The organism is Mycolicibacterium holsaticum DSM 44478 = JCM 12374 (genome assembly GCF_019645835.1).
GTDB classification, from domain to species: domain Bacteria; phylum Actinomycetota; class Actinomycetes; order Mycobacteriales; family Mycobacteriaceae; genus Mycobacterium; species Mycobacterium holsaticum.
The window spans coordinates 3867059-3881935 of record NZ_CP080998.1 but is presented as its reverse complement, the minus strand read 5'-3'; the positions used below and the strand labels follow the sequence as shown (position 1 = coordinate 3881935).

The 14877-nt window shown below is 66.9% G+C and carries 6 protein-coding genes (1 of these 6 running past the window's edge); 5 read left to right on the top strand and 1 reads right to left on the bottom strand.

What is annotated here, in order from left to right; translation table 11 throughout:
* Window positions 1-183: 183 nt before the first annotated feature.
* A complete protein-coding gene (locus K3U96_RS18705; RefSeq protein ID WP_220690710.1) occupies window positions 184-1464 on the top strand; it encodes a glycosyltransferase in 1281 nt (426 codons plus the stop codon).
* A 27-nt stretch (window positions 1465-1491) separates the two neighbouring features.
* On the top strand, window positions 1492-2760 hold the full coding sequence (locus K3U96_RS18700; protein ID WP_220690709.1) for a glycosyltransferase: 1269 nt from the start codon (window positions 1492-1494) through the stop codon (window positions 2758-2760).
* A gap of 62 nt (window positions 2761-2822) precedes the next feature.
* Here the strand turns inward: K3U96_RS18700 and K3U96_RS18695 are convergent, their stop codons facing one another.
* Window positions 2823-4241, bottom strand: coding sequence for a cytochrome P450 (locus K3U96_RS18695; RefSeq protein ID WP_220690708.1), 1419 nt, complete (start codon window positions 4239-4241; stop codon window positions 2823-2825).
* Between the two features lie 143 nt (window positions 4242-4384).
* Here K3U96_RS18695 and K3U96_RS18690 point away from each other — a divergent pair, with 143 nt between their 5' ends.
* The 3 genes from K3U96_RS18690 to K3U96_RS18680 form a co-directional block, all read left to right on the top strand.
* Window positions 4385-4573, top strand: coding sequence for a hypothetical protein (locus K3U96_RS18690; RefSeq protein ID WP_220690707.1), 189 nt, complete (start codon window positions 4385-4387; stop codon window positions 4571-4573).
* Between the two features lie 611 nt (window positions 4574-5184).
* Window positions 5185-5415 carry an MbtH family protein gene (locus K3U96_RS18685; protein ID WP_069406580.1) on the top strand — a complete coding sequence of 77 codons (231 nt, stop codon included), beginning with the start codon at window positions 5185-5187 and terminating at the stop codon, window positions 5413-5415.
* 17 nt (window positions 5416-5432) lie between these two features.
* Window positions 5433-14877 carry the start of a non-ribosomal peptide synthase/polyketide synthase gene (locus K3U96_RS18680; protein ID WP_220690706.1) on the top strand. Its footprint extends 14861 nt past the window's final position, so only the first 9445 of its 24306 coding nucleotides appear in the window; the start codon lies at window positions 5433-5435; its stop codon lies beyond the right edge, outside the window.

The following is a 14877-nucleotide window of genomic DNA, read 5'->3' as shown; positions in this document are numbered from 1 at the left end:
GTCCGAAACTCAACGCGCGCACCGCAGTTCCGAACCGCAGTCGAGATGTCACGTTTGCCAAAACTCTGGATCCCAAGTCAATACCGCGGGTATCGCGTTATGCTGCCGGACGGCTGAGTCGGGGGCGCGGGCGCCCGGGCACATCGGATCAGATTCCACGGGAAGCAAAGGTTGTAATCGGCGATGAAGTTTGTGTTGTCGTTCTACGGGACTCGTGGCGATGTTGAACCCGGCGTCGCGGTAGGCCGTGAGTTGGTGCGCCGCGGGCACGACGTGTGCATGGCCGTCTCACCCGATCTGGTCGGCTTCGCCGAGTCGGCCGGGCCCGCGGCGGTCCCCTGCGGGCCCGATGTGCGGGTATGGCAGGACGTGAACCGCGACTTCTGGGCCCGATTCCTGCGCAAGTTCTGGCGGAACTTCTGGCGTGTCGGCGAGCTCAAGGACCTGCTGCGCGAGGACTGGCGGCTGTTGGCCCAATGCTGGGATGACGTCAGCACGACGCTGCTGACGCACGCCAAGGACGCCGACCTGCTGTTCACCGGCGTGCTCGGCGAGGAGGCCGCAGGCAACGTCGCAGAGCATTACGGCATCCCGTTGGCCACGCTGCACGTATTTCCGATCCGCGCCAACGGACAACTCGTTCCGGGCTTGCCTGCCAGGGTGGGTCGGTCGGTGATGCGGACGTCGGAATGGTTGGGCTGGCCGCTGATGAAGAAACTCGACGACAAGCAGCGTCGTGAACTGGGCTTGCCGAAGGCCACGGGCCCCTCGCCGTGGCGGATCGCCGAACGCGGATCGTTGGAGATTCAGGCCTACGATCCGGTGTGCTTTCCGGGGCTCGCCGATGAATGGGCGGAATGGGATGGCCGACGACCGTTTGTCGGCGCGTTGACGATGGGCCTTGCGGGGGAGGCCGACGACGAGGTCGCCTCATGGATCGCCGCGGGAACACCGCCGATTTGCTTCGGCTTCGGCAGCATGCCGGTGGAATCTGCCGCCGACACCCTCGCCATGATCAGCGGGGCGTGTGCGCAACTGGGCGAACGGGCGTTGGTGTGCGCTGGATCCAGCGACTTCAGCCACGTCCCGGATTTCGAGAACGTCAAGGTTGTCGGCACGATGAACTACTCGGCGGCGTTTCCCGCGTGCCGCGCGGTGGTGCACCACGGCGGTGCGGGCACCACGGCCGCGAGCCTGCGCGCCGGGGTACCCACGCTGGTGCTGTCCACCGACCTCGATCAGACGCTGTGGGGGGCTCGGGTCAAGAAGCTGAAGGTGGGCACCGCTCGGCGGCTTTCGGCCACCACCGAGAAGTCGCTGGTCGCAGATCTGCGCACGATTCTGCAGCCTGAATATGTGGCTCGGGCCCGCGAGGTCGGCGCCAAGATGCTGCAACCCGCCGAAAGTGTCGCGGCCGCTGCCGATCTCCTGGAAGCCTTCGCCCGCGTCAAGCATGCCGCCTGAGTGCGCAGGCGGCCGCCAGGTTCTGCGATGAAATTTGTGCTGGCAAGCTACGGAAGCCGCGGTGACATCGAACCGTTGGTTGCCGTTGGCCGCGAGTTGTTACGCCGCGGGCATGAGGTGCAGATGGCTGTGCCGCCCGACCTGATCGGCTTTGCGGAGGCCGCAGGCCCGAGCGCGGTCGCGTACGGACCAGATCTTCAGGCCGTGCTCGACGCGCACCGCGTCTTCTGGACCCATTTCTTCCGCCGGTTCTGGAAAGTGCGAGAACTGGTCGAACATCGGCGCGAAGTGGTGGAGCCCTTCCTGCAGTGCTGGAAGGACATCATCGCGACGCTGACGTCGCTTGCCGAGGACGCCGACCTGCTGTTCACCGGGGTGAACTTCGAGGACGCCGCGGGCAACGTCGCCGAGTACTACGACATCCCGTTGGCCACCCTGCATATGTTTCCGTTGCGGGCCAACGGAAAGTTCGTGCCATTTCTGCCTGCGCCGCTGGGTCGTCTGGCCATGAAGGCCGGCGAGTGGTTGGCGTGGCGCAAGGCGAAGAAGGTCGAAGGTGTACAGCGCGGTGAACTGGCCCTTCCGAAGGCCACCGCACCGTCGCCGTGGCGGCTCACCGAACGCGGCTGCCTGGAAATCCAGGCCTACGACGAGGTTTGCTTTTCCGGGCTGGCGCGCGAATGGGCGGAGTGGGCGGATCAGCGTCCGTTCGTCGGCGCCCTGACTCTGGATCTGCCCACCGACGCCGATGACGAGGTCGCATCGTGGATCGCGGCGGGCACACCGCCGATCTTCTTCGGCTTCGGCAGCTTGTCGGTCGATTCCGGCACCGAGACGCTCGCGATGATCAGCGCGGCCTGCGCTCAGTTGGGCGAACGGGCGTTGGTGTGTTCGGCCGGAACTGAGTTCAGCCAGGCGCCCGGCGGCGAACACGTCAAGGTGGTGACCGCGATGAACTACGCGGCGGCGTTTCCCGCCTGCCGCGCGGTCGTACACCACGGTGGCACCGGCACGACTGCCGCGGGGCTGCGCGCCGGGGTGCCCGCGTTGATCCTTTCGACCGACCTTGACCAGACGCTATGGGGAACGCGCATCAAGCGGCTCAAAGTCGGTACCGCCCGCCGCTTTTCGGGGACGAACGAGAAAACGCTGATCTCTGACCTGCGCACGATTCTCGAGCCTCAGTACGCGGCCCGGGCCCGCGAGGTGGCCGCTCGAATGACCAAGCCTGCCGAAAGCGTCGCCACCGTCGCCGATCTCGTGGAGAAGCTCGCCGAGCGAGGTCAGCGGCGCTGAGCGCCGCGTAGCGGTCCGCTGGCGTCGGCGGACAAACCGTTTCCGTTCGCGTGGGACCCGTGCTACTGCCGCCGCGAGTCGCTCGGCGACGTGGTGTCCGCGGTGTCGACCGGGCACCGCGATGCCGACGCACCCTGCGGGTCCGACGCGACATCCCTTAACCCGCGGACGGTGATGCGCGCGCCACGGTGCGGCACGAACGTGACGTGCTTCAGCTTCTGCTTCTCGTCGGGCTCCGTGGTGGTGCACAACTCGACCCGGCGCAGGATCTCGCGGAGCACCACGTGCGTCTCGACCATCGCGAAAGTGGCGCCGAGGCAGCGGCGGCTGCCGCCGCCGAACGGCAGGTAGGTGGTCGGAGTGAACGATGAGCCGACCATTCGGTCCGGGTCGAACTTTTCCGGATCCGGGTACACCTCAGCGTTGGCGTGCGCGAGCCCGATCGACACGTCCACCGCGACGCCGGCAGGCAGGAGGTAGCCGCCGACCTCGGTCGGTTCGGTCAGGACGCGTCCGGAGCTGAAGATCACCGGACGGATCCGCAATGTCTCCCGCACCACCGCGTCGAGGTACTCGTCACCGGCCGGATCGCCGGCGGCGCTGGCATCCGCGGCCTGCACGGCCTTGGCCAGCGTGGCAGGGTGTCGGGTGAGCCGCTCCAGCGCCCAGGCCAGCGACGTCGCGGTGGTCTCGTGCCCGGCCAGGATCAGCGTGAGTAGCTGGTCGCGCAGTTCGCGGTCGTCCATAGTGCGGCCGTCGTCGTCGGCGGCGCGGACCAGCACGGCCAGCGAATCGGTGCGTTTGGCCAGGTCCGGATCGGCGCGCCGATCGGCGATCTCGGCGTAGAGCAGCGCGTCGACCTCGGCGAACCGCCGGCGCAGCGCTCGCCACGGCCGCAAGCGCTGCAGGTTCGGCTTCGCAACGGCCAACGTCTCCCACGGGGTCAGATAGAGCAGCCGCGGCACCACCTCGCGGAGTGCGGCCAGCCGCGTCGGCTCCGTGGCGCCGACGACAGTCCGCAGGATCACTTCCAGCGCGATCTCGGCTGTCTTTTCCGCCGCAGGAAAACTGTTGCCCACCGGCCAGGTGGCGATGTTTGCCGCGGCGATCTCGACCATTGGGCCTGCCTGGTGCGCAACAGCGTCGCGGAGAAACGCCGGCATCATGAGGCGACGCCGGTCGCGGTGTTCGTCTTCGTCGATGACGAACAACGAGCTGTCGCCGAGCACCCCCCGCAAGATCTGGTGGCCTTCACCGCCGTGAAACACGCGGGGATCACCGACGAACACCGTCTTGATGGCCTCAGGATCCACAACGTAAACGACCGTGCCCACCATCGGATGGCGCAGCGTGAATATGTCGCCGTAGCGCCGTTGACATGCGGTTAGATAGTCCAACCCGTGGCGCAACATCATCACCGACTGCGCCAGCATGGGAAGCCGAGGGCCTGGTGGTAGGCCTGTTTGCACGGTTTCGCTCATCTGCGGTCCTAGCTACTAGACGGTGTGACAGCCAACCCACCGACGGCCTCTAGCTGCAACTGATGCGGACCTGCCGGTACTTCCTGCGAGCCGGATCCACTGGTGCTGAACAGGAGGCTGCGGTGATTTCCAACATAACGAGTATGGAACTGAACGTACATGCCTCGGTGGTCGGCCATATTGTCCAGGACAGCTCGGCGCGGTTGAAAGGTCACGCCGTCGTCCCGGTCAGCGTTGCGGCGATAATCGACGAAATAAACGAAATAAGTGGTACCGCAGCCGATTTGGCTGACGCTGAGCTGCTGCTGCGGCGGTCGATCGAGGCTGGTTGACATCACTGGCGTCAAACTCTAGTCCAGGCTGCTGATGGGACGCCGCCGGGCTTGGGTCGGGCTCTGGTGAGCGCCACGCCGGCAGACGTCCGGGTTGTTTCGCGGTGTGGACCGCCCGGATATCCGGGGTGTTCGGCTTGCTGATAACCTTTCGAGCCGAAAGTCACGTCTGAGCGCCCCACCAATCGCGAAGGGTTTACGGCTGTTCTGAGGACTGAACCAGTGCCTTCCGGAAGGCCGGGCCGCACTTGGCCACCCGACGAATGAACGTTCGAGGACACAGAAGCCTATGACCGCCCCCGCCCATACCGCGCGGCATGCAATAGCAAAAGCGCACGATGTCACCAAAATCGCGGATGAACGACGGCCGACCGCAGCCGCAGTGAGCCGTTCAAGCGGCACCTACCACGACCTTCGTGAAGACCTTCGTGAACCTTCTCGATTTAGGGCATTGTCGGTCTGAGTACGGCAATCCCGGGCGGCGCGCCTCGTTACTGAAATGCGACGTAGTTAACATCTGGAATTTTCCTGAAACCACGAACCGAGTACGTTGCCCTCCGTTAGGTTTAGAACATGTTCCACTTATGTCGACTAGATGGCCTGGAGAACTGTTGAGCATCAATCCTTTCGACGACGACAAGGGCAGCTTTCTTGTGTTGGTCAACGATGAGGAGCAACATAGCCTGTGGCCGGCGTTCGCCGACGTTCCAGCCGGGTGGCGGGTCGTCTACGGCGAAGCGGACCGCGCCTCATGTCTGGACTACATAGAGCAAAACTGGCCCGATATTCGACCGAAGAGTCTGCGTGAGAGGTTGGCACAGGGCAGGACTATTGATAAGTAAACGGCGGAGGCAGTCCGATGGAGAGGCATAACGGGACACTTCCGCTCACGCGAGGCCAGCTGGATATTTGGCTTGCCCAGGAAACCGGACGGTCCGGTGTCAAGTGGCAGCTGGGAATGCTTGGGCTGATCGAAGGCCCGATCGAGCATGATTTGCTGGAGCGGGCAGTCCGTCATGTGGTAGGCGAGGCCGAACCGCTCCGAGCTGCGTTTTTCGAGGTCGACGGCGAAGTTGTCCAGCGGCTCGTGGATTATCCAGACACCGAGCTGGCGTACTACGACCTCACGAGCTCATCGGATCCGGCCCGCGACGCGTACCGCACGGCGTCATCGATTCAACATACGGTGATGCCGCTAAGTGGTCCCCTTTTCAAATTTGCATTATTTCAGACGCGGCCCGACCAATTCTATTTCTTCGTCTGCTGCCACCACATAGTTATCGACGGAATTGGCATGGGCATTGTCTGCCATCGAATTGCCGCGGTTTATTCTGCGATGGCGACTGGCGCACCGATTCCGCCTCCTATATTCGGATCGCTGAGCAGCCTCATCGATTGTGAATTGGAATACGAAGGCTCCGAGGATTACGCCGACGACCAAGCCTATTGGGCAAACAACATTCCCCTGGAGACCCAGACCCCCTACGGTCCGGTGCCCAGCGCCGCGAGCCCGGCCAAAGAGTACGAACCCTCGCCGCCCGTCCAGCTGGACCCCACCGTGGTTGCCAGGACCCGCGAGTTGTCGCACGCCTTGGGGGTGCGCCGGGCATCGGTGATCGCTGCGGCATGCGCTCTGCTCGTGCACGGAGAAATCGGCGGTTCGGAGGTCGTTCTCGATTTTCCCGTGAGCAGGCGGGTACGCCCGGAAGCGTTGATGGTGCCGGGAATGATTTCCGGTGTCGTGCCGCTGGTGTTGAAAGTTTCGCCGCACACCTCGGTTGCCGAGTTTTGTGAACATGTCGACAAGCGGATACAAGAAGCGCTGCGACATCAGCGGTTCCCGGCCCGCGCTATTGAGAACAAGGCGCGTTTCCAGGGCGCCGGCCAGCCGTCGACCAGGGCGGTCATCAATTTCATTCCGACCACTCGATTGGCGGATTTCGCCGGTGCCGCCGGATCGGGGACGGTGACCCATACCGGCCTGGTGGACCAGTTCGGGTTGGTGATCATCAGAAACGACGAAGAGCTTTTCCTCAGCACATCGGGAGTCGGGGAATTGTTCGCCGATTGCGATGCTCGCGACCTAGCGGACCGGTTCGAACGCGTGATGATGGCGATGACCGCCGACCAATCGCGCCCCCTGTCGACGATGGATGTTCGCGAGCAGGACGAACAACCCCTCCTGGACGAGTGGGGTAACCGCGCGGCGTTGACGGGCCCGGCTTCGGCCTCAGCGGCAAGCTCGATCCCGGAGTTGTTCGCCGAGCAGGTACTTCGAGATCCAGGTGCGCCTGCGGTGAGTTGCGGTACCAGGGTGTTGAGCTACCGGCAGCTGGATGAGGCTTCAGATCGCTTGGCACGGTTGCTGATTCGTCGCGGTGTGGCGCCCGGCCAGCGGGTCGGGTTGGTGTTTCCGCGTTCGGCCGGGGCGATCGTGGCGATCCTGGGTGTGCTCAAGACCGGCGCGGCATATGTGCCGATCGATCCGGCGGTGCCTGATGCGCGGTTGGATTTCGTGCTCGGTGATGCCGGGCCGCAGGTGGTGGTCACGACCGGTGAGTTGGTCGATCGCTTCGCCGGGCGCGGGTTGGTGGTTGTCGAGATCGGTGAGATCGAGGACGAAGCCACGGCCGCAGCGGCGTTGCCCCGGGTCAGCGCCGACGACGTGGCGTATCTGATCTATACCTCGGGCACCACGGGCACACCCAAGGGTGTGGCGATTCCGCATCGCAATGTCACCCGGCTGCTGAGCGCGATCGACGCGCGCATGCCGTTGTCGGCGGATCTGGTGTGGGCGCAGAGTCATTCGTTGGCGTTCGACTTCTCGGTGTGGGAGATCTTCGGGGCGTTGCTGCGCGGGGGCCGGGTGGTGGTGGTGCCCGAGTCGGTGGCGCGTTCCCCCGAGGAGTTCCATACGTTGTTGGTGGCTGAGCGGGTCAGTGTGCTCAGCCAGACACCGTCGGCGTTCTACGCGCTCGCTCCCGAGCTGGGATCTGACCTCGCGCTGGAGGCGGTGGTGTTCGGTGGGGAGGCGCTGGAGCCGGCGCGGCTGAAGGGCTGGCTGGATGCCCAGTCGGATGCGCCGCGGTTGATCAACATGTACGGGATCACCGAGACCACGGTGCACGCGTCGTTCCGCGAGGTCGGCGCCGGTGACGTCGACGATGTGGTCAGCCCGATCGGGGGGCCGCTGGCCGATCTGGCGTTTTTCGTGCTCGACGCCTGGTTGCGGCCGGTGTCAGCGGGTGTGGTCGGTGAGTTGTACGTGGCCGGGGCCGGTGTGGGTTACGGCTATGTGGGCCGCGCTGCGCTGACCTCGTCGCGGTTTGTGGCGTGTCCGTTCGGGCCGGCGGGGGCGCGGATGTATCGCACCGGGGATCTGGTGGCCTGGGGTTCCGACGGGCAGCTGCAGTATCTGGGCCGCGCTGATGAGCAGGTCAAGATCCGCGGGTATCGCATCGAGCTGGGGGAGATCCAGGCGGCGCTGGCCGCACTCGACGGCGTCGAGCAGGCGGCCGTGATCGTTCGTGAGGACCGCCCCGGTGACAAGCGGCTGGTGGGTTACATCACCGGTACCGCCGATCCTGGGGCAGCCCGTGTCGCGCTTGGCGACCAGTTGCCCGGCTACATGGTGCCGTCGGCGGTGGTGGCGTTGGCGGCGTTGCCGTTGACCGTCAACGGCAAGCTCGACAAGCGCGCGCTGCCGGCCCCGGAGTTCTCCGACGGTGCGCACTACCGCGCCCCGGCCAACGCCACCGAAGAGATCCTGGCCGGCATCTACGCCCAAGTCCTGGGCCTGGACCGGGTCGGCGTCGACGACTCCTTCTTCGACCTCGGCGGCGACAGCATCCTGTCGATGCAGGTCGCCTCGCGCGCCCGCGCCGCGGGCCTGGTGTGCCGCCCGCGCGACGTGTTCGTCGAGCAGACGGTGGCCCGGCTGGCCCGGGTGGTCGGGGTAGCCGACAGCGTCGCCGACGTGATCGACGAGGGCGTCGGGCCGGTGGTGCCCACCCCGATCATCCGGTGGTTGCAGGCCGCCGACGGCCCGGTCGACGAGTTCAACCAGACGGTGTTGCTGCATGCTCCCGCGGGCACCACCGAGGACGATGTGACCGCGGTGCTGCAGGCGGTGTTGGACCGGCATGCCATGCTGCGGTTGCGCGTGGGCGACGACGGCGCCGGCGGGTGGTCGTTGTCTGTGCCAGAGGCTGGTTCGGTGCGCGCCGGTGAGTGTGTGCAGTCGGTGGATGCGCTGAGCGATGCGGCGTTGGTGGGGGCGCGGTCGCGGTTGAACCCCGCTGAGGGGGTGATGGTCAGCGCGTTGTGGGTGCCCGACAGCGGTGAGTTGGCGTTGATCATCCATCACCTGGCCGTCGACGGGGTGTCCTGGCGAATCCTGTTGGAGGACTTCAACATCGCCTGGGCGCAACTCCGTGCCGGAGACTCCGTCGCGCTGCCGCCTGCGGGGACGTCGTTTGCGCGGTGGGCTCGACTGCTGGCCGAGCACGCCCGACGCCCCGACGTGCAGCAGTTGGCGCGGATCTGGGAGCAGGTGGCTGCGGTGCCGCCGGCCCTGCCCGCGCCGCGGCCCGAGGTCGACACGTATGTGCACGCCGGGCGGTACTCGGCGGAGTTGGATCCGGAAGCCACCCGGATGCTGCTCGGTGAGGTCCCTGCGGCGTTTCATGCCGGGACACAAGACATTCTGTTGATCGCGTTCGGCCTCGCGGTCGCCGAATTCGTCGGCGCCGGCGGCGCGCCGGTCGCCGTCGACGTGGAAGGCCACGGCCGCCACGAGGACCTGGCGGGTCTGGACGCCGGGGTGGATCTGTCGCGCACGGTGGGCTGGTTCACCGCGAAGTATCCGGTGGCCCTGAAAACCGCAGCGCTGCCCTGGAACCAGGTGCGCGCTGGTGACGCGGCGTTGGGCGGTGTGGTCAAGAACGCCAAGGAACAGCTTCGGGCGCTGCCCGACGGGTTGACCTATGGTCTGCTGCGCTACCTGAACCCCGATGCCGGCCTGGACGCGCAGGACCCCACGATCGCTTTCAATTACCTTGGGCGCCTTGGCGGCCCATCCGGTGACGGGTGGCAGATCTCTCCGGACGGGCTGTCGCTGGCCGGTGTCGCCGCAGCGCTGCCGCTCGCCCTGATGCATACCGTGGAGCTCAACGCGGCCACCCTCGACACGGACGCCGGGCCGCGCCTGCGGGCCGACTGGACGTGGGCGCCTTCGGCGTTGGACGCAGAGCAGATCTCCCGGCTGAGCCGGTTGTGGTTCGAGGCGCTGGAAGGCATCTGCGCGCATGTGCGCGGCGGCGGCGGCGGGTTGACACCGTCGGATATCGCGCCAGCGCGGTTGACGCAGCAGCAGATCGACGAGCTGCAGAGCCACGGTCCGGTCGCCGACGTGCTGCCGCTGACCCCGCTGCAGCAGGGCCTGCTGTATCACGCCAGCACCGCACAGGCCGGCGACCTGTATGCGATGCAGCTCGACATCGAGCTTCGCGGCCCGCTCGACGTGCAGCGGCTGCGCGATGCCGTGCAGGCTGTGGTCGACCGGCATCCACATCTGGCCGCCCAGTTCAGCGAACAGTTCGACGAGCCGGTGCAGATCATCCCGGCCCATCCCACGGTGCCGTGGCGGTACGTCGAATCGGACCCCGACGGCGACGCCGACGCGCAGGTTCAGCGGCTGTGCGTCGACGAGCGCGCCGCCGTCTGCCACCTCGCCGACCAACCCGCCCTCCGGGCCGCCCTGATCCGCATCGCGCCCGACCGGCACCGGTTCCTGCTCACCACGCACCACATCGTGCTCGACGGCTGGTCGATGCCGATCCTGCTGCAGGAGATCTTCGCCGGCTTCAGCAGACAACGACTGCCCGCGGCCGCGCCGTACCGCAGCTTCATCACCTGGTTGGCTGACCGGGACCTCGATGCCGCGCGTGCGGCATGGCGGGAGGTGCTGGCCGGGTTCGAGACCCCGACACTGGTGGGTCCGCCCGACAAAGTGGGGGCCGGACCGCGCGGCATCGAATCGTTCCAGGTGTCCGAGGACATCACGCAGGCGCTCGGCGAGCTCGCCCGGTCCTGCCACACCACCGTCAACATCGTGTTACAGACCGCGTTCGCACGGCTGCTGTGTTCGCTGACCGGTCAGCACGACATAGCTTTCGGCACAACGGTTTCGGGTCGGCCGACCGACGTGCTCGGCGCGGAATCGATGGTGGGTCTGCTGATCAACACGGTGCCGGTGCGCGCGACCTTCACGCCCAACACCACCACCGAAGACCTGCTGAGGGATCTGCAAAGCGGCCACAACGACACGCTCGAGCACCAGCACCTCGCGCTGAACGAGATCCACCACATCAGCGGCCACGACCGACTCTTCGACACGCTGTTCGTGTTCGAGAACTACCCGATCGACACCGCTGCGCCGTTGGGTGCCGACGGCTTGCAGGCGGCGAACTTCAACTTCCGCGAAACCAACCATTACCCGCTGGCCGTCCAAGCAATGCCGGGCCGCGAACTGAGCCTGCGCGTCGAGTACGACACCGAGGTGTTCGACGCCCAGAGCATCGATGCGCTGGTGGAGCGGTTCAAGCGCGTCCTGGTGGCCATGGCCGCCGACCCCAAACAGCGGCTGTCGGCGGTGGATCTGCTCGATGAGGCCGAATATGCGCGCCTCGACACGTGGGGCAAGCGGGACGCGTTGACCGGGCCGGCGAGCGCGGTCGAGCCCGTCCCCGCCTTGTTCGCCGCCCAGGTGGCGCGCACACCCGACGCGGTGGCGGTGACCTTCGACGGACGGTCGATGACGTACGCCGAACTCGATGATGCGGCTAACCGGTTGGCGCACCTGCTGTCTCGTCGCGGCGCCGGCCCCGGCGAGGTGGTGGCGCTGCTGCTGCCCCGGTCCGCCGACGCGATCGTGGCCATTCTGGCCGTGCTGAAAACCGGGGCCGCTTACCTGCCGATCGACCCCGCGCTGCCGGTGGCGCGCATCGGCTTCATGCTGGCCGACGCCACCCCGATCGCCGCGGTCACCAAAGCCGAGCTGGCCGGGCGGTTCGACGACTTCGACGTGACGGTCATCGACGTCGGCGATCTGGAAGCCGCTTCGGTGGACATCGCACCCGGCGCGACGCTGCCGGGCCCGACCGCCGACGACATCGCCTACATCATCTATACCTCGGGTACCACAGGCGTGCCCAAAGGCGTTGCCATACCGCACCGCAACGTGCCGGGGCTGTTTGGTGTGCTCGGCGGTCACGTGTCATCGGGACCGGGCCGGGTCTGGACTCAGTGGCACTCGTACAGCTTCGACGTCTCGGTGTGGGAGATCTTCGGCGCGCTGTTGCACGGGGCGCGGCTGCTGGTGGTGTCTGAACAGGTCGCCGCATCGCCGGAGGACTTCCACGCGCTGCTCGTCGCCGAAGGCGTCGACGTGTTGAGCCAGACCCCGTCGGCGGTCGGCATGCTATCGCCGCAGGGTCTGGAGTCCGCCGCGTTGGTGGTGGCCGGGGAGGCCTGCTCGGCCGAACTCGTCGACCGGTGGGCGGCACCCGGGCGCGTGATGATCAACGCCTACGGTCCGACCGAGGCCACGGTGTACGCGTCGATCAGCGCGCCGCTGACGGCGCAGTCACCGGACTCGGTGGTGCCGATCGGTGCGCCGGTGACCGGAGCGGCGTTGTTCGTGCTGGACGCGTGGTTGCGTCCGGTTCCGCCAGGCGCGGTCGGTGAGTTGTACGTGGCGGGTCGCGGTGTGGCCGTCGGGTATGTGGGCCGGGCCGGGTTGACGTCGTCACGGTTCGTGGCCTGTCCGTTCGGTGAACCCGGTGCACGCATGTACCGCACCGGCGATCTGGTGCGGTGGGGCGCCGACGGGCAGGTGCAATACCTCGGTCGCGCCGACGAACAGGTCAAGATCCGCGGCTACCGCATCGAGCTCGGTGAAATCCAGGCCGCCCTGGCCGCTTTGGACGGCGTCGAGCAGGCCGTCGTGATCGCGCGTGAGGCTCGCCCCGGCGACAAGCATCTGGTCGGCTACATCACCGGCACCGCCGACCCGGCGAAAGCCCGTGCCGCACTTGCCGAACGCCTGCCCGGCTACATGGTTCCCGCGGCGGTCATGGTGATCGACGCGGTGCCACTGACAGTCAACGGCAAACTCGACGCCCGCGCCTTGCCGGCACCTGACTACGACAGCGACTCCTATCGCGCGCCGGCCAACCCGGTCGAGGAGATCCTGGCCGGCATCTTCGCTCACGTCCTCGCGCTCGAGCGGGTCGGTGTCGACGACTCGTTCTTCGACCTGGGTGGGGACTCGCTCTCGGCGATGCGCCTGGTCGCCGCGGTCAACAAGACGCTGGACGCCGGCATCGCGGTGCGCGCGCTGTTCGACGCGCCGACGGTGGCCCAACTGGCCCCGCGTATCGGCGGGGCCGAGGCGCAGTTGGAGCCGTTGGTGGCCGGGGAGCGGCCCGCGACGGTCCCGTTGTCGTTCGCCCAGTCCCGGTTGTGGTTCCTCGATCAACTGCAGGGACCCTCCCCGGTCTACAACATGACGACCGCGTTCCAGATCAGCGGCGCGCTGAATGTCGACGCGCTGGGCGCCGCGCTCACCGACGTGGTGGCCCGCCACGAAAGCCTGCGTACCCTGTTCACCGCGCCCGACGGCGTCCCACAGCAGGTGGTGATCGACGCCGAACGCGCCGAGTTGGGCTGGGAGGTCATCGACGCGACCGGGTGGACGTCCAGCCGGCTCCGTGAGGCCATCGACGCGGCTTCGCGATACGCCTTCAACCTGGCCGCGGAGATTCCGTTGCGGGCCAAGCTTTTCCGGCTGTCCGACGAGGAACACGTGCTGGCGGCGGTGGTGCATCACATCGCGGCCGACGGCTGGTCGCTGACCCCGCTGGTGGCCGACCTGGGGGTGGCCTACGGCGATCGGTGTGCCGGGCAGGCCCCCGGCTGGGCGCCGCTGGCGGTGCAGTACGTCGATTACACGCTGTGGCAGCGCGCGCAGTTCGGTGATCTCGACGACGACACCAGCCGGATCGCCACGCAGCTGGCGTACTGGGAAGACGCGCTGGCCGGGATGCCCGAACGCATTGCGCTGCCCACCGATCGGCCCTACCCGCTGGTGGCCGATCAGCGGGGCGCCAAGGTCACGGTGGATTGGCCCGCCGAACTGCAGCAGCAGATCGCCCGGGTGGCTCGTGAGCACAACGCGACCAACTTCATGGTCCTGCAGGCCGCGTTGGGGGTACTGCTCTCGAAGCTCAGCGGAAACTCTGATGTGGCAGTGGGTTTCCCGATCGCCGGGCGCCGTGACCCCGCACTCGACGAGTTGATCGGGTTCTTCGTCAACACGTTGGTGCTGCGCGTCGACCTGACCGGTGACCCCACGGTGTCGGAGGTGTTGGACCAGGTGCGGGCGCGCAGCCTGGCCGCCTACGAGCATCAGGACGTGCCGTTCGAGGTGCTCGTTGAGCGGCTCAACCCGACCCGCTCGTTGACCCACCATCCGTTGGTTCAGGTGGCGCTGGCGTGGCAGAACGTCGCGGGCAGCGAGATCAACGACCCCGCCGCAGAATTCACGTTGGCCGATCTGCAGGTCACCCCGATGCCGGTGGACACCCACACCGCTCGGATGGATCTGAACTTCTCACTGGCCGAACGCCACACGCAGGACGGCGAACCGGCCGGGATCACCGGCACGGTGGAATTCCGCACCGACGTGTTCGACGCCGACACCATCGACACGCTGATCGCGCGGCTCCAGCGGGTCCTGGCGGCGATGACGTCGGACCCGACCGCACGTCTGTCGTCGGTAACCGTGCTCGACGAGGACGAACACGCGCGCCTCGCGGCGATCGGCAACCTCGCGACGCTCACCCGGCCCGCAAGCACGGCGGTATCGATGCCGGCGTTGTTCGCCGAGCATGTGGCGCGCACGCCCGATGCCGTGGCGGTCACCTGCGGCGCGCGCTCGTGGACCTACCGCGAACTGGATGCGGCGGCAAACCGGTTGGCGCACAAGCTGGTCGGGCACGGCGCCGGTCCGGGGCAGTGCGTGGCACTGTTGTTCAACCGATCCGCCGAAGCGATCGTGACGATGCTGGCGGTGCTCAAGACCGGTGCAGCGTATCTGCCGATCGACGCCGCGGTGCCCGCCGAGCGCGTCGAGTTCATGATCACCGATGCCGCGCCGATCGCCGCGGTCACCACCACCGAACTGGCCGGCCGACTGGCAGGGCTCGGGTTGACGATCATCGACGTCGGTGATGTCGAACCGT

What these genes read in the sequence shown, in the direction of transcription:
- K3U96_RS18705 (WP_220690710.1), top strand. Translation starts at nt 184, where the DNA reads ATGAAGTTTGTGTTGTCGTTCTACGGGACTCGTGGCGATGTTGAACCC.
- K3U96_RS18700 (WP_220690709.1), top strand. Translation starts at nt 1,492, where the DNA reads ATGAAATTTGTGCTGGCAAGCTACGGAAGCCGCGGTGACATCGAACCG.
- K3U96_RS18695 (WP_220690708.1), bottom strand. Translation starts at nt 4,241, where the DNA reads ATGAGCGAAACCGTGCAAACAGGCCTACCACCAGGCCCTCGGCTTCCC.
- K3U96_RS18690 (WP_220690707.1), top strand. Translation starts at nt 4,385, where the DNA reads ATGGAACTGAACGTACATGCCTCGGTGGTCGGCCATATTGTCCAGGAC.